Below are 19392 nucleotides of genomic sequence, written 5' to 3' on the forward strand. Positions count from 1 at the left end.
AGCTGAACATTGACGGCGCGCAGGCGGGGCTGAGCATACTCGGCGGCTCATCCCCCAAGCCCCCTCCAGCCATGAGAACTCTTGTCCGTGCTCTTGTCTCGTCGCGCATTGACGCAATCACTGCCCTCGCCTTCGCCGCGTTGCTTGCCAGCACCGCCCCCAGCCCGGGTCAGCAACTGACCGCCGCCGATCTTCCCGGCCCGGACGGCATTATTTATCCCGATTGGCGTTATGCCGGCATTCCCGGTGGGATCCCGACGAATCTCGTCGTCCGCGCCACGATTACCAATGCGCCCAACACGGACATCGCCGCCGCGCTCGAGTCGGCGGCAGCGACCGCCTCGGCTGCCGGTGGCGGCGTGGTGAGCATCCCCGCGGGTACTTACTATCTCTCGCGCCCGATCTGCATCCGGCAAAGCAACGTCGTCATCCGTGGGGCCGGTCAGACCAGCACCACGCTGCTCTTCCAATTCCAGGCGCCGGTCAACAACGTCGTCTTTTATCAAAACCCGGCGGGAGTTACGACGCTCTATAATAACACTTTCATCCAGGCGCAGGCGGATCCCAACGGGCTCAACCGCATCGCCATCTCGGCCAGGGATTCGAGCGGCACGCTCCATCTCGTCACCCAATTGGCGAAGGCCACAGGGACCTGGGGTGACGCCTTTTCCATCGGCACGACCGGCTCGGCCATCCGTGCTCTCGTCGGCACGGGCGCCCATGATGTGGTGGCCGAAGCCGATTACGACAGTGGCGCGACGCTGACGAAAACCGCGACCTACACGCTCAACAACAGCACCGACCCCAACGCCATCCCGCAGCCCAGCCTCCTCGGCGCGATCAATTTCTGCGGCTCCGGATTCAACACCTCGAACATCCTGCTCACCGCCAGCGCCACCCGCGGGCAAACGACCGTGCAGGTGCCCTCGGGACATGGCATCAATCCCGGTGATCTTGTGCAGATCCAGGCGCCGAGCACGCCGACGTGGAATGCCGAAACGGGAAATGCCTGCGTGACCGCCGATCTTTTCCGGGTATGCCAGTACATCGTGGCATCGGTCACCGCGACCTCGGTCACTTTCACGCAGCCTTTGCGCATCGACTATCCGATCGCCGATGGCTCGGACGTTACGAACGCCTACATCAAGCGCATCCTGCCGATCTCGGGTTGCGGCGTCGAAAGCCTCACCCTGCAGCAACCCTACAACGTGTGGACGAGCGGACTGGTCTTTTCGTGGGCCTATCAATGCTGGGCGAAGAACGTCCAGATCAAGAAACCGGGCCGCATGCCGATCTATTTCTCACCGGCGAAAAACTGTGAGATGCGCGACTCGATTTGCAACGACGCCTGGTACAAAGGCGAAGCCGGCACCGCCTATTGCAGTTGGGACCGGGCCTACGATTCCCTGGCGGATAACATGACGACTTATGAGCTGCGGCACGCCCCGCTCGTGCAGTGGTCCGCATCGGGAAATGTGTTTCGCAACAGCACCTTCAGCGATAGCGATGCTCAATGGCACGCCGGCTGGGCGAATGAAAACCTCTTCGAAAATTGCACGATCCTCTCCGACCGGGGCAATGGCGGCTACGGCTACGGCATGTATTCCTCCGCGCCCGGCGATACGTTGCACGGGCCAAATGGACCGCGCGACGTCGTTTACAACTGCGACGGTGACGAGCCCGCTGGATGGCGCGTGGCTCGGTGGTTCGAACCAGCAATGGCTCTTCCTTCACAATCGCATCGTTTCCGATACCGGCGCCGGCGTGCTGGCGATGACAAATAGCAGCGACCACATCATCGAGGATAATGCGTTCCTCCTGCGTAATCCCACCGGCGGCATCAATCTCAGCACGGCGGATATCACGGGCACGGAAATCGTGAACAATCACTTCAGCGGATCGTTGCCCCTCGCGGCGCTGGCCGTGGGCAGTTCGGCGCCCTCGGTGACCAGCGGTAACACCGTGACCGACACACTTGCCGCTTCGTCGTTCAGCAATCCCGGCTTCGAATCCGGCCTCACGGGCTGGAGCACGGCCAATGACAACGGGATGACGGTCGTGACCACCGCCGCGGCACACAGCGGGACGAATGGAGTCCGCGTGACCGACGCCAGCACTTCGCTCGGCTCGAATCTGTTGTCGCCGTCGTTTAGCGTCGTGGCCGATCATGTGTATGCCGCGCGCGCTTTCTGCCGTGTCATCTCCGGCGGCAACGGCACCGGCCTCTACATCAATTTCTACGATAGCACCGGGCATCTCATTCGCAGCAGCGCGCCGACGACCATCGGGACCAACGCCGGCTGGCAGCTCGTGCAAAACATCGACATGGCCCCGACGGGTGCGGTGACGGCACAGATCCTCGTCCACACCTACAGCACGGCGGTCCAAACGGTGGATTTCGATGACTTTTCCTTCGGCGAAATGACCAGGGAAATTCCCAACGCAGGTTTTGAATACGGACTCGAAGCCTGGGACCTCACCGGCGATAACGGGATGAGCGCGGTCACGACCGCGGCCGCGGAATCCGGGACCTATGGCGCGCGCATCACCGACACCAGCACCAGCGCCGGTTCCGCGTGCAGCACCAAGAAATTTCCCGCTACGCCGGGCACCACCTACCAGGCGCGTTTCTGGTCGCGCATCGTCTCCGGTAGCGGCGTTGGCGTGTATCTCCAGTTCTTCGATTCGACCGGCGCGATCATTCAACCGCCGACCCTGGTCGACCTTGCGGCCAACAGTGCCTGGACGGAAAATCTCGTGCGGGCCACCGCGCCGAGCAACGCCGTGACGGTCCGCGTGCAGATCCATTCGTATAGCGCGGCGGTCGTCACCGCCGATTTCGATAACTTCACCTTCCTGGAGCTACCGTCGCGTCCGGCGCCGGTGACGCCCTCCATCTTCGACTGGCAGCGCAATCCGGTTTACCCGTTTGCGTCCAGCGGTTTTGAGTCCGGTTTGAGCGGCTGGGATAGCACGGGCGACGGCGCCATGACCGTGGCCACCAGTCTCGCCGCCCATTCGGGATCGCTGGGCATTCGCGTGACCGACACCACGACCACTGCGGGCTCGAGTTTGAAATCGCCCCTTTTCCCTGTCGCGGAAGGCTATAACTACGAGGTCGATTTCTTCTCCCGGATCATCTCCGGCAGCAGCGGCGCGGGGGTCTATCTCGTTTTCAAGGACGCCAATGGCAACGACCTCTCCGACCGTTACGTCATCACCATCCCCAACTCCGCCACTTCATGGACGCCTTTCAGCTTTCAGAAGGTCGCGCCGGCGGGAGCGGTTTCCGCTTATATTTGGATCCACAGTTACAGCGCCTCCGTCGTCACCGCGGACTTCGACGACTTTTCCTTCAAGGCCGTGTGGTGAGGGCGGATAAGTTGAGAGTTGAGAGGAAATGCGAATCAGAACAGAGGTGGCAGCGGCACCCACTGGGAGGGGCGACTTTCTAGAAAAGACCCTGCGTCGCGGAGCGACGCCCCAAAAAGTGGCGCTCCGCGCGTTGGTTTCGGTCAGCGACTGGGAAGTCGCCGCTCCCAGGTCTCTCCTTCGTCGCGGCCAACCGATTTGTGGGTAGACAGCAGCGCCGCACTCCAAAACGCTGCCGCGGAAGCGTCGTCCTGCGCGATTTGTAACTTTCCCCTCAGCCAACCTCACTCCCCGCCGAAAAACTTTCGAAACGAGCGGAAGATGCTTTGCGGGACGGAACGCTTTTGATTGGTCTCCTCGCCGGGGTTGGCCCCTTGGGCGAGGATGCTGCCGCGATGGACGGTGCAACCGTCGCGCGGGATGCGCGTTTCTGGGAGATCGATGGCATAGGCCGTACCGGCGTGCTCGCAGCCGCTGGTGGCCAGCTCATTCGAGACCGAGCAAACGGTGACGCGACGCAATGGGACGGGTGGCAGGAAGTTAGTCGCCGGGTAGCGCTGCGACGAAGCGGCTTTCATGACATCCACCCAAATGGGCAGCGCCAGCGCGGAGCCGTAACCTTTCTGGATAATGGTCTCGGGCTTATCGAGACCAACCCACACACCGCAGGTCAGCGAAGTGGTATAGCCGACAAACCATGCGTCCTTGAAATCATTGGTCGTGCCGGTCTTGCCCGCCGCGGGCTTGGTGAAGCCGAGCGATTTGGTTGCAGAAGCGGTGCCACGTTCGACCACCTTGCCCAGCGTGCTGGTGATCATCCAACTCACGCCCGGGTCGAGCGCGCGGCTCTGGATGTGCGCGGCGCGATAGATCGGTTCCCCTGCGGCGTCGTCGATCCGCTCGATGAGATAACTCTGCCGGCGCACTCCGTTGTTCGGAAAGACAGTGTAGGCCGCGGTGAGATCGGCGACGGTGGCTTCGAAGGCGCCGAGATAAACGGAAGGCAGATGCGGCATGTTTTCGATGCCGACCGCCGCAGCCACTTTCGCAATCTCGTTCATCCCCGCGCGCTCCCCCACCCGCACGCTCATCGTATTGCGCGACTGGATGAGCCCTTCCTCGGCATGCATGATACCCTTGTAAGTGCCGTCGGAATTTTCCGGCGCCCAATTCGCCGCCTGCCGCACTTCGCCGTGGGCGATCGGGCCATCATCGATCGCGCTGCCAGGCAGCATTCCTTTGTCGAAGGCCGCGGCGTAGACGAAGGGCTTGAACGTCGAACCAATCTGCCGCGTGGCCTTGTCGCCGATGGCGCGATTGAACTCGCTCTCCGAATAGTCACGCCCGCCGACGATCGCGCGGATACCGCCGGTGCGGTTGTCGATAACCACCAGTGCGCCTTGCAAATACGGCGTCTTCTGTTTCTCGGCCTTGGCCTCGGCGGGGAATTCCGACTTCTTCGGATGTTTGTAAGTCGAGCGCGCTTCGACCTTGGTCAGTTCGACATCCACCGCCGACGCGGCGGTCTTTTGCAACGCGGGATCGATCGTGGTGTAAATCTTCAGCCCCCCATCCTGCCGCTGTTCGTCGGAGAGCAAATCGTCGAGTTCCCGCCGAACCATGTCCATGGCATAGTTATCCGTCGCCGAGGTCGGGCGCTTTTTCGCCAGCATCACGGGGGCCGCTTTCGCTTTGTCCGCCTCCGCTTCGTCGATCTTGCCAAGTTTCACCATCCGATCGAGCACGGTATTCCGTTCGCGGATGGCGCCCTTCAGATTTTTCAATGGCGAGAAATACGACGGCGCGCGGATCAGGCCGGCAATCATGGCCGCCTCGCTGAGGGTCAGGTCGGAAGCGTGTTTGCCGAAATACGTCTGGCTCGCCGTCTCGATGCCGTAAACGGTCGAGCCGAAGTAGATGCGGTTGACGTAAAATTCGAGAATCTGCTCCTTCGAATAGTTTTGCTCGATGCGCGCCGCGACGAAGGCTTCGAGCAGCTTGCGGTGAATGCTTTTGCGAGAGCCCAAACCCTCGGGATAGCTGTTGCGGGCGAGTTGTTGCGTAAGCGTGCTCGCGCCTTCCTTCGCGGAGCCGTGGGTGAGATTGCGAAAGATGGCGCGCGCGATGCCGAAAGGATCGACGCCATGGTGATCGTAAAAGCGCGAGTCCTCGCGGGCGATCAGCGCCTTGATGAACCACGGCGAGACCTGCGAGAGCTTCACCGTCACCCGGTTTTCGCCCTGCAGGCGGGAATACATCCGCCCATCCATGTCGTAAACCGTCGAGCGCTCGGCCATCTCCTGCACCTGCTTCAAATCGAACGACGACGCCCAAAAGCCATAGACCAGGCACACCAACAGGACCGCCACCAACGCACTCAACGCCAGCCACACTTTCCAGCGCGAGCGCGTCCGCACGGTCTTCGCGCCGAGCTTTTTCTTTTTCTTTGGGGTCTTCGCCACGCGCGAACTTTTCAGCTTTGCCGCGTGACGACAAGTCCGCGGTCCGCCCCGCGATGAAGACAGCAAGGGTCCCGCCGAGACGATCAGTCGGCGTCGCGAGATGATTTCTTGCGGCGCGCGGGAGACATCCGCGAGGCTTTTGCTGGCGCGAAGCGAGTCAACACGCGCTCAAAATCGCGCACATACATGCGCTTCCCTTTTTGGAAAATCACATGCCCCTCGGCTTCGAGCCTGGCCGTCAGCGCGGGCAATCCACCCGGATATTTTGGATTGATCTCGCCCTTGGTCTTGAGGGTCCGCCAATAGGGCGTGATTTCCGTCTCACCGGCCGCGGACGCTTCATCGGCAGCATGCGCGGCGATCCAGGCGAAAATGCCCGTCGTGATCGGACACGCCACACTCGCCCGGTGCTTCGTCGCCAGGGACGTGCGCAGTGCGTCAATGGTCGTGAGCTTGCCTCGGGGCACTCGACGCATCAGCGCGTCCACCTCGATCCGCGCTGGGATGACCATCGTTTCCCCGATCTTCACGCCCGCCATGTTCCGGCACACCGGCCCCACCTTGGGCAGACCCTTGGCATCATGCAGTTTTTCCCGCCACGTCTTTTTTCCGCGGAGCGGTTTGGCGGGCGACGGAGAATCGGTCCTCATCTTTGCTTTCATGGTGCTTTGATGGGCGGTTGAATTTCACTGACATAACATATCCGTTTGCCTTTGGAGATGACAAAAAATCGCCAACCGGCCTGAGGGGAATAACGAATGCCGAACCAGTCGCAGAGCGACCGAGGAATCCTTCGGCATTCGACATTCGTCATTTACTTTTCAGCACGACAAGGTCGCCAGTCCTCCCAAACTGCATTAATAGCTTTCCTCACTCCGTTCATGCGCATCGACATTCTGACTCTCTTTCCCACCATCGCCGGCATTCCCTTGGGCGAAAGCATGATCGGCAAGGCACAGCAGCGCGGTCTGGTGACGATCCAGGTGCACAACATCCGCGAGTGGGCGCGCGACAAACATCGCACCACCGACGACGCGCCCTACGGCGGCAGCCAGGGCATGGTGATGAAGTGCGAGCCGATCTTTGCCGCGGTGGAAGAGCTGAAACAGAAATGGAATGGCGAATGGTCCCGCAAAGCGGGAACGAACGACGAACCCGCCGCCGATGCCGCAGCAGAATCCTTCGACGTTCGTCATCCGTCATTCGTCATTTACCTCACCCCGGGAGGAAAACCCTTCGACCAAAAAGCAGCCACCCGCCTCGCCCAACCCGGCTCGCATCTCATCCTGCTCTGCGGACATTACGAGGGGATCGACCAACGCGTGATCGACCATCTCGTGGATGAGGAGATTTCCATCGGCGACTATGTGCTGACGAATGGCGCCATCGCCGCCGCCGTCATCACCGATGCCGTGGTGCGCTTGCTCCCCGGCGTGCTCGGCGATGAAAACAGCGCGCCGGATGATAGCTTCGCCAGCGGGCTCATCGAGGGCCCGCAATACACGCGCCCGGTAGAGTTTCGCGGCTGGCGCGTGCCGGACATTTTGCTGAGCGGCAATCACGGCGCCATCGCCAAATGGCGCCGCGAACAAGCACTCGATAAAACGCGACGCGTCCGGCCGGATTTGTTGGAGGAAAAATCAGAGCCCTCCTCTTCTCGACCTGTGTAAGCGGCGAGCCAACCCCGATGCAATCTGGAGCTTGCACACCTATTGAAGTTTCGTCCGTTGTCACCCTACATCCCGACTACGATTTGGCGGTGCGGTGCTTGGAATATATCCGCCTCAATTTCGACTTTATCATTCCAGAGTACGCTGGGCTGCCGGTCCAACTCCTTGCGCTCTGCCATCACCATCCAAACAACCTTTACCCGACTCTCGCCACCACCGCCACGGTGGCAGAGTATCCCGACCTCACAGTCGAGGAAATCGAAAACTTCACGCAAAGGATCGATGCTTGGGTGAAAGCGCAAACCCTGTCCTCCATCGTTTCTCAAGCCCAACAGATTGCCGCGCCATCTTGGTCGCAGCTTCGGGACACCTCTTCTCCGTAGCGCACACTCGTCTAGCAATGGGTCAGGACTACTTTCACCAGTTCACGATCTTCCGGAAAAGCGGCGCGGAAGATTTTGATCAAGGTGGGAGCGATAGCCGGATCTTTCGCCGGGAAGACCGGAATTGCCTTGTGCCAGAATTTCATTTGAGGCGACGGTGTTGGCCCACGTTTGATGGCCATGCTTACCCCTGAACTCGCATTCCAGCTCGCCCTCGGGCATCGCCAGGCTGGCCGATTGCCGGACGCGGAGGCGCTGCTTCGCCAGATCGTCGCGGTGCAACCGAATCACACTTCCGCGTGGCACCAGCTTGGGCTCGTTGTGTTGCAGTTGGGACGCCCGGCTGAAGCGGTGGATTTGATTCGACAGGCTGTCGCGTTGCAACCCGGCAATGCCGCGTTGCATTCGGATTTGGGAGTGGCCTATCGCATGCGTGGAGATCTCGAGGAAGCCATCACCAGCTTTCGGAATGCCCTGCGTCTGCATCCCGGTGCCGGGCATACCCACCGCAACCTCGGCGACGCCTTGCTGGCCGCTGGCCAGAGCGAGGAGGCGATCGCCAGCTATCGGTCGGCGATTGCCGCGCAGCCGACCGATGCCGGGGCGCACAACAACCTGGGCAACGTCTATCTTCACCTCGGCCAGCTCGAAGATGCCGCGGCATGTTATCAGCGTGCCGTGGATCTGGAGCCGCGGCTGATCCAGGCGCAGAGCAATCTCGGCGACATGCTGACCAAGCTCGACCGCCCGGAGGAAGGCCTGGTCTGTGCGCAACGCGTGCTCGCGCTCGATCCGAATTTCGCCGAGGGGCATCTCAATATGGGCGTCGCGTATTGGCGGATGGGGCATTTTGCCGAGGCAGAGACATGCTATCGGCGGGCCATCGCCCTGAACCCCAATTTCGTCGATGCACACCTGAACCTTGGGCTGCTGCTCCTCCTGCACGGCCGTTACGAGGAAGGCTGGCGGGAGTACGAATGGCACTGGCGCTCGGGCACGCATGCGAGCCGGCGCCGCGACCTCGCGGCCCCGACCTGGGACGGCACGCCGGCGGAAGGCAAAACGATCCTCACCTATTGCGACCAGGGATTTGGCGACACGCTGCAATTCGTGCGCTACCTGCCGCTGGTGCTGGAGCAATCGCGTGCGGCGCGGTTAATCGTAGAATGCCAGGCGGCATTGATTCCCCTGCTCCGCCAACTCGGTGGTCCGCAAATCGAATTCATCCCGCGCGAAGACTCGAAGGAGACATCGCCTCCGCACGACCTGCACGTCTCGTTTTTCGACTTCCCGCTAGTGTTGCGCCGTTTCGAGCCGTTGACGACGGCCGAGCCTTACTTGAAGGCGGACGAGGAGAAGCGCGCTGCGTGGCGCTCGCGACTTGGTCCGTCGGGCAAGAAGCGCGTGGGCATCGCCTGGGCCGGCAATCCCGCGCAGAGGGATGACCGTCGCCGCTCGATGAAGCCCGAGATGCTGCGCCCGATCCTCACGATCCCGGACATCACGTTCGTGAACCTGCAATTTCAGCCGCCCGGTCCGCTACCCGCTCCGATCGCCGAAGCCGGAGTCCTCGACGTGCGCGAGCACATTGCCGATTTCGCCGACAGCGCTGCCCTGCTCGCCGAGTTGGATCTCATCATCACCGTGGATACCTCGGTGGCGCATCTAGCCGGCGCGCTGGGCCGACCGGCTTGGGTGATGGTATCCTTCGTGCCCGATTTCCGCTGGGGCATCGCTCATACGGACACGCCCTGGTATCCGAGCATGCGGCTCTTTCGGCAACCCCGCCCGGGGGATTGGGAAACTGTTGTGCAAGATGTCCAGGCAGCTTTGCGAAGGTGACAATGTGTTATTCCGATGATTTCTAAACTGCCTTCCTGGGTTTGGGCAGGCGCTTGGGCACTCGCATTCATTGCGGGTTTTATCAACGTCGTTGGGCTATTGGGTTTCGGACATCAGGCGATCACCCATCTCACCGGCACCACTTCCATGCTCGCGGCTGCCGTGGCCGCACTCGACGGCGCGGCGATCCTTCATTTTGGCGGCATTCTCGGGTCCTTTTTCGCGGGCGCGGTGCTGAGCGGTTTCCTCATTCAAGACAGCGCACTTCAGCTTGGGCGTCGTTACGGTATTGCTCTCCTTCTGGGGTCTCTCCTGCTTTGTTTGGCCGTCCCGCTGCTCAACCACAGCAGCGCCTTTGGCCTCTATTGCGCCTCGTGTGCCTGTGGCCTGCAAAACGCCATGGTGAGCACCTACAGTGGGACGGTGGTTCGCACCACCCACCTTTCAGGAATGTTTACCGATCTGGGCATCTTTGTCGGCCACTCCTTACGGGGCCTGCCCGTGGATGTGAAAAGGATGCGACTTTGCTTCCTGGTTATCTCCGGATTTTTTTCGGGTGGTATCGCCAGCGCGGCCGTGTTTCCTCACCTCGGCTACTCAGCCCTTTTTATCCCGGCAGCGTGCACGGCGCTCACTTCTATCACGTATGCCATTTACCGCCTGCGGCATCGCCAGAAGGTTGCGGCCTAAAACTCCCCTTTCCCATTGCGCTGCTTCACCTGGTTCAGCACCTCCTTGGTGCGGTCGATCGGGCGCTTGAGCACATTCGTGCCGGGCGATGCGGCGGCCGGCGGGTTGTTGGGGCCGGAAGTCAGGGGGGCGGCGTCTTGTTGGGTGATCTCCTTGACCACCGGGGCTACGGGGGCTTTGTGGACCAGAAAAAAGTAGACGCCCACCACGATAATCAGGAGGACAACGTATTTCATTCTTGTAGCAGAGCATCCCTTGCGCCAGACGGTGGGGGAGTGAAGATCGCGCTAATCCATTACACCTACCTGCCGGTCTTGGGTGGCGTGGAAATTGTGATGGCGGAACATGCCCGGCTCTTCACCGAGCATGGCCACAAGGTGACCGTGATTTGCGACCAGGGCGCGAGCAATGACCCGCGCATTCCGGTGGAATTATTGCCCGATGCGGCCGATGCCGGCGAACTCGCCCGCGCACTCGAACCGCTTCTCGCGAATATGGACGTAGTAATGATCCATAATGTCGCCACGATGCCTTTTCACATCACGCTCACCGAAGCGCTGTGGAATATCGCCAAGCGCCTGACGAGCGTGCGCTTCGTGGCTTGGGTGCATGACCTCGTGGCGTGCAATCCGGACTACGAACTGCCGACGATCGAAGAGTGGCCGTGGAATTCTCTGACCCGCGCGCACGACCGCTACCGCTACATCGCGGTGTCGGAGCTGCGGAGGCGGCAGTTTACCGAGCTCACTGGCGGACGGTGTACGGTGATTCCCAATGGCGTCGATCCGACGCGGCTACTGGGCCTCACAGAATCGATCACCGAACTTGCCCTCGCCTACAATCTGCCGGGACGCGAGATCGTGTTGCTCCACCCCACGCGGTTGCTCAAGCGCAAGAACGTGGAACTCGGCCTGCGCGTGACGGCGGCGCTGAAGTCGGCGGGACGTTCGTGCGCCTATCTCATCACCGGGGCGCCAGATGCGCAGAATGCTGCCTCGCAGACTTACGCGGAGCATCTCATCGAACTGCGCGACGAGCTCGGCTTGCAGGATGACGCGCTGTTTCTGCAGGCCGATGTCCCGATTCCCGAGCCGGACCTGGCCAGCCTCTTCGTGCTCGCCGATGCCCTCTTTTTCCCCAGCCGCCAGGAAGGCTTCGGTCTGCCGGTGCTGGAGGCGGCGTTGCACCGGTTGCCCGTCTTTTGCTCGGCCATCGAGCCGCTCACCAGCCTGCTCACGCAAGGGGTGACCTTTTTCCCGCTGGATGCGGAGCCGACGCAAATCGCCCTGACCATCGCCGCCAGGCTCGGCACCACTGAAGCCTGGCAGGCGCGGCACCAGATTCGCCGTCACTACGCCTGGCCGGCGGTCTACACCAACTATCTCGCCCCGCTTCTCTCCGAATTCGAAACTTTCGTCTCTGCATGAAAATCACGGCTCAGCTCCCCACATTGGATGAAGGCACAGTCGCCGCAATCGTCGGCGCTTATCACGGCGATCCCTTTTCGGTGCTCGGTGAGCATCAGGTCGGCGATCAGCTCGTTGTCCGCGTTTTCCGGCCCGATGCCCGGGCGGTCACGGTGCGCAATGAATCGACCGGCGCGACCTATCCCGCGCTGCAGATCCACTCGGACGGGTTTTTCGAGGCGACGCTGGAGGGCGTCTCCGAGCGCATTTTCTACCAGCTCGATTTCACCGGTCACGAGGGGCAGACGTGGTCCGAATACGATCCTTATTCCTTCGGCGTGATGCTCGGGCCGCTGGACTTGCATCTCTTCGCCGAGGGCACCCACTGGCAGCTTTACGAAAAGCTGGGCGCGCATCTCACGGAATTCGGCGGTGTGCGAGGGACCAGCTTCCATGTGTGGGCGCCCAACGCCCAGCGCGTGAGCGTGGTCGGCGAATTCAACGGGTGGGATGGCCGCCGCAACCTGATGCGCAAGCTGCTCGGCTGCGGCGTGTGGGAAATCTTCCTCCCGGGAGTCGCGGAAGGCGCGCACTACAAATTTGAGGTGAAGCAATCGCACGGCGCCATCGTGCTGAAGAGCGATCCCTTTGCTTTCTACGGTCAGCACAGCACTTCGACGGCATCGCTGGTCTTCGATCTCAAGCGTTACAAATGGGACGACGCGGAATGGATGGAGAACCGGAAGAGCAAGGTGTGGCATCGCAGCGCGATGAGCATTTATGAAGTGCATCTCGGCTCGTGGCAGCGCGTGGTGGAGGATGGCAACCGTTACCTGAGCTATCGCGAGCTCACCGAGACCCTCCTGCCTTACGTGGCCGACATGGGCTACACGCACATCGAACTGCTGCCCATCGCGGAGCACCCCTTCGATGGCTCGTGGGGCTATCAGGTCACGGGGTATTACGCGCCGACTTCGCGCTTCGGCAATCCGGACGAGTTCCGCTTTTTCGTCGACCGCTGCCACCAGCTCGGCATCGGGGTGATCCTCGACTGGGTGCCCGGCCATTTCCCGAAGGATCAGCACGGTCTTGCGCAATTCGACGGCACGCATCTCTACGAGCATGCGGATCCGCGTCTTGGCGAGCACATGGATTGGGGCACGCTCATCTTCAACTACGGCCGCAATGAGGTGCGCAACTTCCTCATCGCCAACGCGCTCTTCTGGCTCGACGAGTATCACATCGACGGCCTGCGCGTGGATGCCGTGGCCTCGATGCTTTACCTCGACTACTCGCGCAAAGCCGGCGAGTGGGTGCCGAACTGCTTCGGCGGCCGCGAAAATCTCGAGGCAATCTATTTCCTCAAGCGCTTTAACGAAGTGTGCTACGAGCGGTTCCCCGGTATCGTAACCATCGCCGAGGAAAGCACCGCGTGGCCCGGCGTGTCGCGTCCCACGTATCTCGGCGGGCTCGGCTTCGGGCTGAAGTGGAACATGGGCTGGATGCACGACTTCCTCGTCTACATGGCGAAGGAGCCGGTCTACCGCCGCTATCACCAAGGCGATATCACCTTCTCCCTGCTCTATGCCTTCCACGAACACTTCGTCCTCGTGCTCAGCCACGACGAGGTGGTGCATGGCAAGGGTTCGATGCTGGAAAAGATGCCCGGAGACCGGTGGCAGAAGTTCGCCAATCTGCGCATGTTTTATGCGTGGATGTACGCACATCCCGGGAAGAAACTGCTTTTCATGGGCGGCGAGTTCGGCCAGAGCCGTGAGTGGAATCACGACCAGTCGCTCGACTGGCATCTCACGCAGCATCCGGAACACGACGGCCTGCGGCGCCTCGTGCAGCACCTCAACTGGGTCTACTCCAACGAGCCGGCGCTTTACGATCAGGACGACAGCTTCGACGGCTTCGAGTGGATCGATTTCCACGATAGCGACAACTCGGTCGTCGCCTTTCTCCGGAAGTCCAGGAATGGCGGAAGCATCGCCTTTATTATCAACGCCACGCCGGTCGTCCGCGAGGCTTACCGGGTGGGGGTGAATGGTGACGGCTGGTGGGAGGAGCTGATCAACACGGATGCGCAAACCTACGGAGGCAGCAACGTCGGAAATTTCGGAGGACAAAACGCCGAACCCACCCCGTGGCAGGGTAAATCGCACTCGCTCCTGCTCCGGCTCCCGCCACTGGCTGTGGTCGGGCTCAAACGACATCTTCCCTCTGTGGAAAAGGCGATTGAAGCTGTGGCGGAACAACAGCTTGAAACAAATCCGTAACTTTTTATTTGCCCTTTAGAGAGGGCTTTGTATCTTCTAGAAAAGTATTTATCTACTTACCACCACCTCCTCATGAAAACCTCCAAGACAAACGCATTCACGCTCATTGAGCTGCTTGTCGTGATTTCGATTATCGCCATTCTGGCGGGCATCGCCCTGCCAGTATTCGGCGAAGTCCAGGTCCGCGGCGCGCAGACCAAGGCACTCTCCAACGCCAAGCAGGTCGGCACGGCTTGCAAGCTGTTCGCCATGGACTACTCCGGCAATTATCCTCGCTGGACGGACATGTCGGTCAACCCGCCCACCCCGTCGACCACGGACGGAATCAACGACTCCAACAGCGTGCTCAAGACGCTGCTTCCCGACTACATCACGGACGAAACCATCTTCTGGAACCCGAAGGCAGCCGGCTACTGCGCCAAGACTCCTCCGGACAACAAGATCGGCGCGCAGACTGGCGCCGGCCAGGGCGGCGTTGCCCTCGACACGGGCGAAAACGGCTGGGGCTACGTGGCTGGCCTGAACGATACCTCCAATGCCCGCTGGCCTCTCATCGCGGACGGCGCTCCGGCCGGGGTCTACGACACCAACGAAAACAACGCCGGTGGTGTCTGGAAGGGCAAAAAGGCCGTCCTCATCCGTGTCGACATCAGCGGCACCGTCGAAACCCTCTACACCAAAAACCACACCATCAAACGCGACGACGATCCGACGAAGAACGCGTTGACCGTCGATGACCAGAATGGCTGGGTTGATCAAGGACTCCAAGTTCGTGGCCCCAATCAGCACGCAATAGTCCTGAGTTAAAACTCCAAACAAAGCGCCGGTTCCGGTTTACACTGGAACCGGCCTTTTTTTTGCGGATAAGTGAATGCCCTCGGAGGCGGTGCGGGAATTTCTCGATGCGGGGAGATTCCACCATCCCTCCGGGATGGAACCTGTGGAGGACGGGTGTCCCGGGGGTCGCGCTCGCAAGCTCACTTACCGCCGGCTACGGTTCGGCAGCCGGGCTGACACCGGGCGCTCTTCGATGGATGCGGCAGGAAGCCGCTCCCTCTACTCGACCACGGAGTCGATGGTGCCGTCCTTCAGGCGCGTGGTGAGCTTGGTCTGCGGAGCGACGTCTTTTGCGGAGCGAATAATTGCCCCTCCCTGAACACTGGTGATGCTGTAACCGCGGGCCAGCGTGGCATCGGGCGAGAGCGCTTTGAGCAGCGTCTCCGCGTGGGCAAAGCGTTGCTGGAGTTTCTGCAAATTCGCGCGGGCGCAATTGGCCAGTCGCGTTTGCGCTGCCGCCAGCCGATGCCGATACAGCGGCAGATGCCGATCCGGAAGATGCTCCCGCAACCGGGCACGGAGATCCAGCAAACGGCGCTCGGCCGCAAGCCGCTGCTCCTGGATCGTGCGCCGCAGAATCTCCCCCGCCATGTCCACACGCTGGGTATATTCGCGCAGCGTCCGCAGGAGCGTCTGCGGGGAGGCCACGCGCGAGAGGTAGGTCAGGCGATTTCTTTCCCGCAGCAAAAGGCCGGCCGCGCAGCGCTGCAGCCGGGCCCGGGACTCGACAAAATACCGGCGCAGCGCCTCGCCATCCGGCACGATCAATTCCGCCGCCGCACTGGGCGTCGGCGCGCGCAGGTCCGCAGCAAAATCGGCGATCGTGAAATCGATCTCATGGCCCACCGCGGACACGACCGGCACGGCCGATTGCACAATGGCCCGCGCGACGATCTCTTCGTTGAATTCCCAAAGGTCTTCGATGCTTCCGCCACCGCGGCCGACCACAATCACATCCAGCGGCAGAATGCCTTGCTCCTTCAGGTCGTTGAATTCTGCGATAGCCCCGGCAATTTCCTGCGCCGCCCCCTGCCCTTGCACACGCACAGGATTGATGACCACCCGGACCCACGGCGCGCGCCGGGCGAGGATGTTCAGCATGTCGCGCAAGGCCGCGGCATTGGATGAGGTTACGAGACCGATGGTCATTGGGAAGCGCGGCAGCGGCCGTTTCCGCTCCGGATCGAACAGCCCTTCCGCCTCGAGCTTGCGCTTGAGCGCTTCGAATTTCGCCTGCAGCAGTCCCGCCCCCGCGGCCTGCACGGTCTGGACGTTGAGCTGATATTGCCCGCGGGCTTCGTAGACCGTCAGCGCACCGCGCACCTGCACGTGCATGCCGTCGGACAACGCGACCTGCTTCATACGCAAGCCGCCGCGCGCAAACCAGACGCACGCGACCTGCGATTGCTCGTCCTTGAGCGTGAAATACTGATGCCCGGAAGGCTGCTTGCGATAGTTGCTGATCTCGCCTTCGACCCACACCTGGCCGATGTGGTCCTCCAGCGTCGCGCGCACCGCACGCGTCAGTTCGCTCACGCTCAGCACGCGCGGTTCCTCGCGTGCCGGTTCCGGAGAGCCGAAAAGATCGACGCTCATGAGTGTTCGCCACCTTTCCGATAAGCCCGCGCGAGCAACGTAATCGGGTGAACGATCTCCAGCGCTTCGCCGCGCTCGCGAGCGCCCGCTTCGAGTTGCACGCTGCAACCGGGATTGGCCGAGGCCACGACCTTCGCCCCGGTTTTCGCGATGTTGTCCAGTTTGCGCTCGAGCAAGCGATGCGACATCTCCGGCTGCGTGATGTTGTAAACACCCGCGCTCCCGCAGCACCAAGTTGATTCCGGCAACTCGACCAGCTTCAATCCCGGAATACTCTTCAAGACGGTACGTGGCTGCTGGGTGATCTTCTGCCCATGGCAGAGATGGCAGGCCTCGTGGTAGGTGACCGGTAGTTGATAGTTGATAGTTGATGGTTGAGAGCCGCCGGTGGTTTGCGGAGGGGTGATGCCGATTTCGGCCAACCATTGATGAATGTCCTTTAGTTTGTGAGACCACAATCGAGCACGCCTGGCGTATTGCGGGTCGTGCTCCAGCAGATCGTCGTAGTGCTTGAGATGCGAGCCGCAGCCCGCGGCATTCGTGATGATCGCGTCCAGGTGTTCGAGCGATCCGGCAGCGCGTTCCATGTCGTCGATGCTCTTCCGTGCCATTTCTCGTGCGAGAGTCAATTCGCCATTGTGCGCGTGCAGTGAGCCGCAGCAATGCTGCGCCGCCGGGGTGACGACTTCACAGCCGTTGGCCAGCAAGACGTCCACGGTGTCGCGATTGACGTGTGGATAAACAAGATCCTGCACGCAGCCCGTGAGCATGCCCACGCGATAGCCCGGCTTCGCCGGGGACTCGACGGGGCCGATCAACTGGTCCGAAAAATCCGGCTGAATACGCGGGGTGAGTGGTTCGAGTTCGCGCAGATCCGCTGGCAACAGCGCAGTCAGGCGCAGCTTGCGCACCAGCCATTCCAACCCGCTCACCTGGTAAAGACGCAACAAGCGCCCGAGCGCTTTCAACGCCAGCGGATGCGCAAAGATAAAGCGCAGCATCACTGCCCGGACGAAATCGCGCTTCGCATAACGCAGCACACCCGCGTCTTCGATATCCGCCCGCGCCTCCTCAAACATCCGCGCGTAATTCACACCCGCCGGACATGCTGTTTCGCAAGCGAGGCAGCCCAGGCAGAAGTAGAGCTCTTCACCAAAGGCCCGCGTCACATCGAGATGGCCTTCCGCGATGTTGCGCATCAGCGCAATTCGTCCGCGCGGACTATTGCGTTCCAGCTTGGTGGTGTCGTAAGTGGGACAAGTCGGCAGGCACATTCCGCAATGGATGCACTGCTGGAGCACAGCAAAATCCAGGTTCGCGAGATGATGGGGCTTGGACTCGCCTTTCAGGGCGGTGGAAGGAATATCAGTCAAAGATCTTTCCCGGGTTGAGAATGCCATCCGGATCGAGCGTCCGTTTCAGTTGCCGCAATAGCGTGAGACTCGCGTTGCCAATCGCGTCGGGCAGGAATTTCTTTTTCGCCAACCCGACACCGTGTTCGCCAGTGATGGTGCCGCCGAGTTCGATCGCGTAATCGAAAATCTCCTTCATGGCGACTTCCACACGCTCCATTTCCTCGTGGTTGCGTTCGTCGGTGAGGAAGGTGGGATGCAGGTTGCCATCGCCCATGTGACCGAAGGTGCCGATCCGTAAATTGTGCCGCGTGGCCACTCCCTGGATGAAACGAATCATTTTCGTCAATTCGCTTCGCGGTACCGTGGCGTCCTCCAGAATGGTGGTCGGCGACACCCGGGCCAGCGCGGAGAAGGCGGAACGGCGGGCGGTGGCCAGCTTGTTCGCCTCATCGGCATTCGCCGCGATCTGCACCGCGGTCGCGCCACAGCGCCGGGCGATCTCCTCCATTTGTTTCCCCTGCTCTTCAATCACGGCGGGATGCCCATCCGTCTCCATGAAGAGGATGGCTTCCGCATCGAGCGGCAATCCGATCTTCGCAAAGTCCTCCACGCACTTGATCGTGATGCGGTCGAGAAACTCCAGCGTGCAGGGAATGATCTTCGCCGCAATGATCGCCGACACGGTATCCGCTGCCGCGTCCATGGTGGCATACATTGCGAGCATCGTCTTTTTCGCCGCCGGCCTCGGCACCAACTTGAGCAGCACTTTCGTGATGATCCCGAGCGTTCCTTCGCTGCCGATGAAGACGTCCTTCATCGAATAGCCGGCCACGTCTTTCACACACTTATTGCCCAACCAGACGACTTCACCGCTGGCCAGCACCACTTCCATGCCCATCACGTAGTCGCGCGTGATGCCGTACTTCAACCCACGCAGCCCGCCGGAATTCTCCGCGACGTTGCCGCCGATGGTGGAAATCTTCATCGATCCCGGGTCCGGCGGATAGAGCAACCCCACCGTGTCCGCCTTCTCAGTGATCTTCTGGGTAATCGCGCCCGCCTCGGCGAGGATGGTCAGGTTTTTCTCATCCAATTCGAGGATGCGATCCATCTTTACCAGGCAGAGCACGATCGCATTGGGCTGCGGAATGCTGCCGCCACTGAGTCCCGTTCCCGATCCACGGGAAACAATCGGAATCTTCTCCTGCGCCGCATAGCGCACGATCTTCGCCACTTCTTCGGTGGTCTGCGGAAAAACCACGACGCCCACCTCGCCTTGCAACGCAGCGGTGCCGTCGAAACCGTAGGTCAACAGGTGCTCACGCTCGGTAAGCACGCGCTTCGGATCGAGAATGGCAGTCAGTTCGGTGACGAGTTGAGGGTTGAGGGTTGAGATTCGAGGCATTGCGAGAAGTCCGTGGTGCCGTGGGGACAATTGAGAGTCACCGGCGGTCATGCGGAAATTGGACGGATAACAAGATTGATTGATGAAGATGG

16 protein-coding genes are annotated in these 19392 nt (G+C 61.1%); 9 read left to right on the plus strand and 7 right to left on the minus strand.

From position 1 onward, the window contains the following. The first annotated feature begins 71 nt into the window (after positions 1 to 71). Both CFE428DRAFT_RS39520 and CFE428DRAFT_RS39525 read left to right on the plus strand, forming a co-directional pair. Positions 72 to 1784, plus strand: a complete 1713-nt coding sequence (locus CFE428DRAFT_RS39520; protein ID WP_006978322.1) for a glycosyl hydrolase family 28-related protein — start codon at positions 72 to 74, stop codon at positions 1782 to 1784. A 637-nt stretch (positions 1785 to 2421) separates the two neighbouring features. Beyond that, positions 2422 to 3372 (plus strand): carbohydrate binding domain-containing protein, encoded by a 951-nt coding sequence (locus tag CFE428DRAFT_RS39525; RefSeq protein ID WP_272941096.1) that lies wholly within the window; start codon positions 2422 to 2424, stop codon positions 3370 to 3372. A gap of 284 nt (positions 3373 to 3656) precedes the next feature. Here CFE428DRAFT_RS39525 and CFE428DRAFT_RS04830 read toward each other — a convergent pair whose 3' ends face one another. Next, entirely contained in the window at positions 3657 to 5834 is a 2178-nt protein-coding gene (locus CFE428DRAFT_RS04830) for a transglycosylase domain-containing protein (RefSeq protein WP_006978324.1), read from the minus strand. Positions 5835 to 5917: 83 nt separating this feature from the next. Then, the gene (locus CFE428DRAFT_RS04835) at positions 5918 to 6484 is read right to left on the minus strand and encodes an MGMT family protein (protein WP_131989111.1); all 567 of its coding nucleotides are present in this window, start codon (positions 6482 to 6484) and stop codon (positions 5918 to 5920) included. A gap of 231 nt (positions 6485 to 6715) precedes the next feature. On the opposite strand from CFE428DRAFT_RS04835, the gene trmD reads away from it, so the two are divergent. Together trmD and CFE428DRAFT_RS04845 are read left to right on the plus strand one after the other, a co-directional pair. After that, the gene (gene trmD, locus CFE428DRAFT_RS04840; protein WP_006978326.1) at positions 6716 to 7504 is read left to right on the plus strand and encodes a tRNA (guanosine(37)-N1)-methyltransferase TrmD; all 789 of its coding nucleotides are present in this window, start codon (positions 6716 to 6718) and stop codon (positions 7502 to 7504) included. Between the two features lie 17 nt (positions 7505 to 7521). Further along, complete coding sequence (locus CFE428DRAFT_RS04845; protein ID WP_006978327.1) at positions 7522 to 7887, plus strand: hypothetical protein; 366 nt, start codon at positions 7522 to 7524, stop codon at positions 7885 to 7887. 11 nt (positions 7888 to 7898) lie between these two features. Here CFE428DRAFT_RS04845 and CFE428DRAFT_RS40280 read toward each other — a convergent pair whose 3' ends face one another. After that, on the minus strand, positions 7899 to 8033 hold the full coding sequence (locus CFE428DRAFT_RS40280; RefSeq protein ID WP_006978328.1) for a hypothetical protein: 135 nt from the start codon (positions 8031 to 8033) through the stop codon (positions 7899 to 7901). Between the two features lie 34 nt (positions 8034 to 8067). Between CFE428DRAFT_RS40280 and CFE428DRAFT_RS04850 the strand changes: the two genes are divergently transcribed. Further along, complete coding sequence (locus tag CFE428DRAFT_RS04850) at positions 8068 to 9729, plus strand: tetratricopeptide repeat protein (protein ID WP_162145233.1); 1662 nt, start codon at positions 8068 to 8070, stop codon at positions 9727 to 9729. A 15-nt stretch (positions 9730 to 9744) separates the two neighbouring features. Next, entirely contained in the window at positions 9745 to 10419 is a 675-nt protein-coding gene (locus CFE428DRAFT_RS04855; RefSeq protein ID WP_006978330.1) for a YoaK family protein, read from the plus strand. On the opposite strand, the gene CFE428DRAFT_RS04860 is transcribed toward CFE428DRAFT_RS04855, so the two are convergent. Further along, entirely contained in the window at positions 10416 to 10655 is a 240-nt protein-coding gene (locus CFE428DRAFT_RS04860) for a hypothetical protein (protein WP_006978331.1), read from the minus strand. The two genes, CFE428DRAFT_RS04855 and CFE428DRAFT_RS04860, sit on opposite strands and share 4 nt — an antisense overlap. Positions 10656 to 10694: 39 nt before the next feature. Between CFE428DRAFT_RS04860 and CFE428DRAFT_RS04865 the strand changes: the two genes are divergently transcribed. From CFE428DRAFT_RS04865 to CFE428DRAFT_RS32975, 3 genes are all read left to right on the plus strand, one after another. Then, positions 10695 to 11846 carry a glycosyltransferase family 4 protein gene (locus tag CFE428DRAFT_RS04865; RefSeq protein WP_006978332.1) on the plus strand — a complete coding sequence of 384 codons (1152 nt, stop codon included), beginning with the start codon at positions 10695 to 10697 and terminating at the stop codon, positions 11844 to 11846. Continuing rightward, positions 11843 to 14107, plus strand: coding sequence for a 1,4-alpha-glucan branching protein GlgB (gene glgB / locus CFE428DRAFT_RS04870; RefSeq protein WP_006978333.1), 2265 nt, complete (start codon positions 11843 to 11845; stop codon positions 14105 to 14107). The genes CFE428DRAFT_RS04865 and glgB overlap by 4 nt, the downstream gene beginning before the upstream one ends. Before the next feature lie 72 nt (positions 14108 to 14179). Beyond that, positions 14180 to 14914: a prepilin-type N-terminal cleavage/methylation domain-containing protein gene (locus tag CFE428DRAFT_RS32975; RefSeq protein ID WP_006978334.1), complete on the plus strand. Its 735-nt coding sequence runs from the start codon at positions 14180 to 14182 to the stop codon at positions 14912 to 14914. A gap of 249 nt (positions 14915 to 15163) precedes the next feature. Here the strand turns inward: CFE428DRAFT_RS32975 and xseA are convergent, their stop codons facing one another. Genes xseA through CFE428DRAFT_RS04890 form a run of 3 tightly spaced genes read right to left on the minus strand, consistent with a single transcriptional unit; the run spans position 15164 to position 19300 of the window. After that, the gene (xseA, locus tag CFE428DRAFT_RS04880) at positions 15164 to 16540 is read right to left on the minus strand and encodes an exodeoxyribonuclease VII large subunit (RefSeq protein WP_006978335.1); all 1377 of its coding nucleotides are present in this window, start codon (positions 16538 to 16540) and stop codon (positions 15164 to 15166) included. Beyond that, complete coding sequence (locus tag CFE428DRAFT_RS04885) at positions 16537 to 17913, minus strand: (Fe-S)-binding protein (RefSeq protein ID WP_202797352.1); 1377 nt, start codon at positions 17911 to 17913, stop codon at positions 16537 to 16539. The genes xseA and CFE428DRAFT_RS04885 overlap by 4 nt, the downstream gene beginning before the upstream one ends. Then, positions 17906 to 19300 carry an FAD-binding oxidoreductase gene (locus CFE428DRAFT_RS04890; RefSeq protein ID WP_006978337.1) on the minus strand — a complete coding sequence of 465 codons (1395 nt, stop codon included), beginning with the start codon at positions 19298 to 19300 and terminating at the stop codon, positions 17906 to 17908. The genes CFE428DRAFT_RS04885 and CFE428DRAFT_RS04890 overlap by 8 nt, the downstream gene beginning before the upstream one ends. Positions 19301 to 19392 lie beyond the last annotated feature (92 nt).

The organism is Chthoniobacter flavus Ellin428 (genome assembly GCF_000173075.1).
Classification (GTDB): Bacteria; Verrucomicrobiota; Verrucomicrobiia; order Chthoniobacterales; family Chthoniobacteraceae; genus Chthoniobacter; species Chthoniobacter flavus.

What these genes read in the sequence shown, in the direction of transcription:
- CFE428DRAFT_RS39520 (WP_006978322.1), top strand. Translation starts at nt 72, where the DNA reads ATGAGAACTCTTGTCCGTGCTCTTGTCTCGTCGCGCATTGACGCAATC.
- CFE428DRAFT_RS39525 (WP_272941096.1), top strand. Translation starts at nt 2,422, where the DNA reads ATGACCAGGGAAATTCCCAACGCAGGTTTTGAATACGGACTCGAAGCC.
- CFE428DRAFT_RS04835 (WP_131989111.1), bottom strand. Translation starts at nt 6,484, where the DNA reads ATGAGGACCGATTCTCCGTCGCCCGCCAAACCGCTCCGCGGAAAAAAG.
- trmD (WP_006978326.1), top strand. Translation starts at nt 6,716, where the DNA reads ATGCGCATCGACATTCTGACTCTCTTTCCCACCATCGCCGGCATTCCC.
- CFE428DRAFT_RS04845 (WP_006978327.1), top strand. Translation starts at nt 7,522, where the DNA reads ATGCAATCTGGAGCTTGCACACCTATTGAAGTTTCGTCCGTTGTCACC.
- CFE428DRAFT_RS40280 (WP_006978328.1), bottom strand. Translation starts at nt 8,033, where the DNA reads ATGAAATTCTGGCACAAGGCAATTCCGGTCTTCCCGGCGAAAGATCCG.
- CFE428DRAFT_RS04850 (WP_162145233.1), top strand. Translation starts at nt 8,068, where the DNA reads ATGCTTACCCCTGAACTCGCATTCCAGCTCGCCCTCGGGCATCGCCAG.
- CFE428DRAFT_RS04855 (WP_006978330.1), top strand. Translation starts at nt 9,745, where the DNA reads ATGATTTCTAAACTGCCTTCCTGGGTTTGGGCAGGCGCTTGGGCACTC.
- CFE428DRAFT_RS04860 (WP_006978331.1), bottom strand. Translation starts at nt 10,655, where the DNA reads ATGAAATACGTTGTCCTCCTGATTATCGTGGTGGGCGTCTACTTTTTT.
- glgB (WP_006978333.1), top strand. Translation starts at nt 11,843, where the DNA reads ATGAAAATCACGGCTCAGCTCCCCACATTGGATGAAGGCACAGTCGCC.
- CFE428DRAFT_RS32975 (WP_006978334.1), top strand. Translation starts at nt 14,180, where the DNA reads ATGAAAACCTCCAAGACAAACGCATTCACGCTCATTGAGCTGCTTGTC.
- xseA (WP_006978335.1), bottom strand. Translation starts at nt 16,540, where the DNA reads ATGAGCGTCGATCTTTTCGGCTCTCCGGAACCGGCACGCGAGGAACCG.
- CFE428DRAFT_RS04890 (WP_006978337.1), bottom strand. Translation starts at nt 19,300, where the DNA reads ATGCCTCGAATCTCAACCCTCAACCCTCAACTCGTCACCGAACTGACT.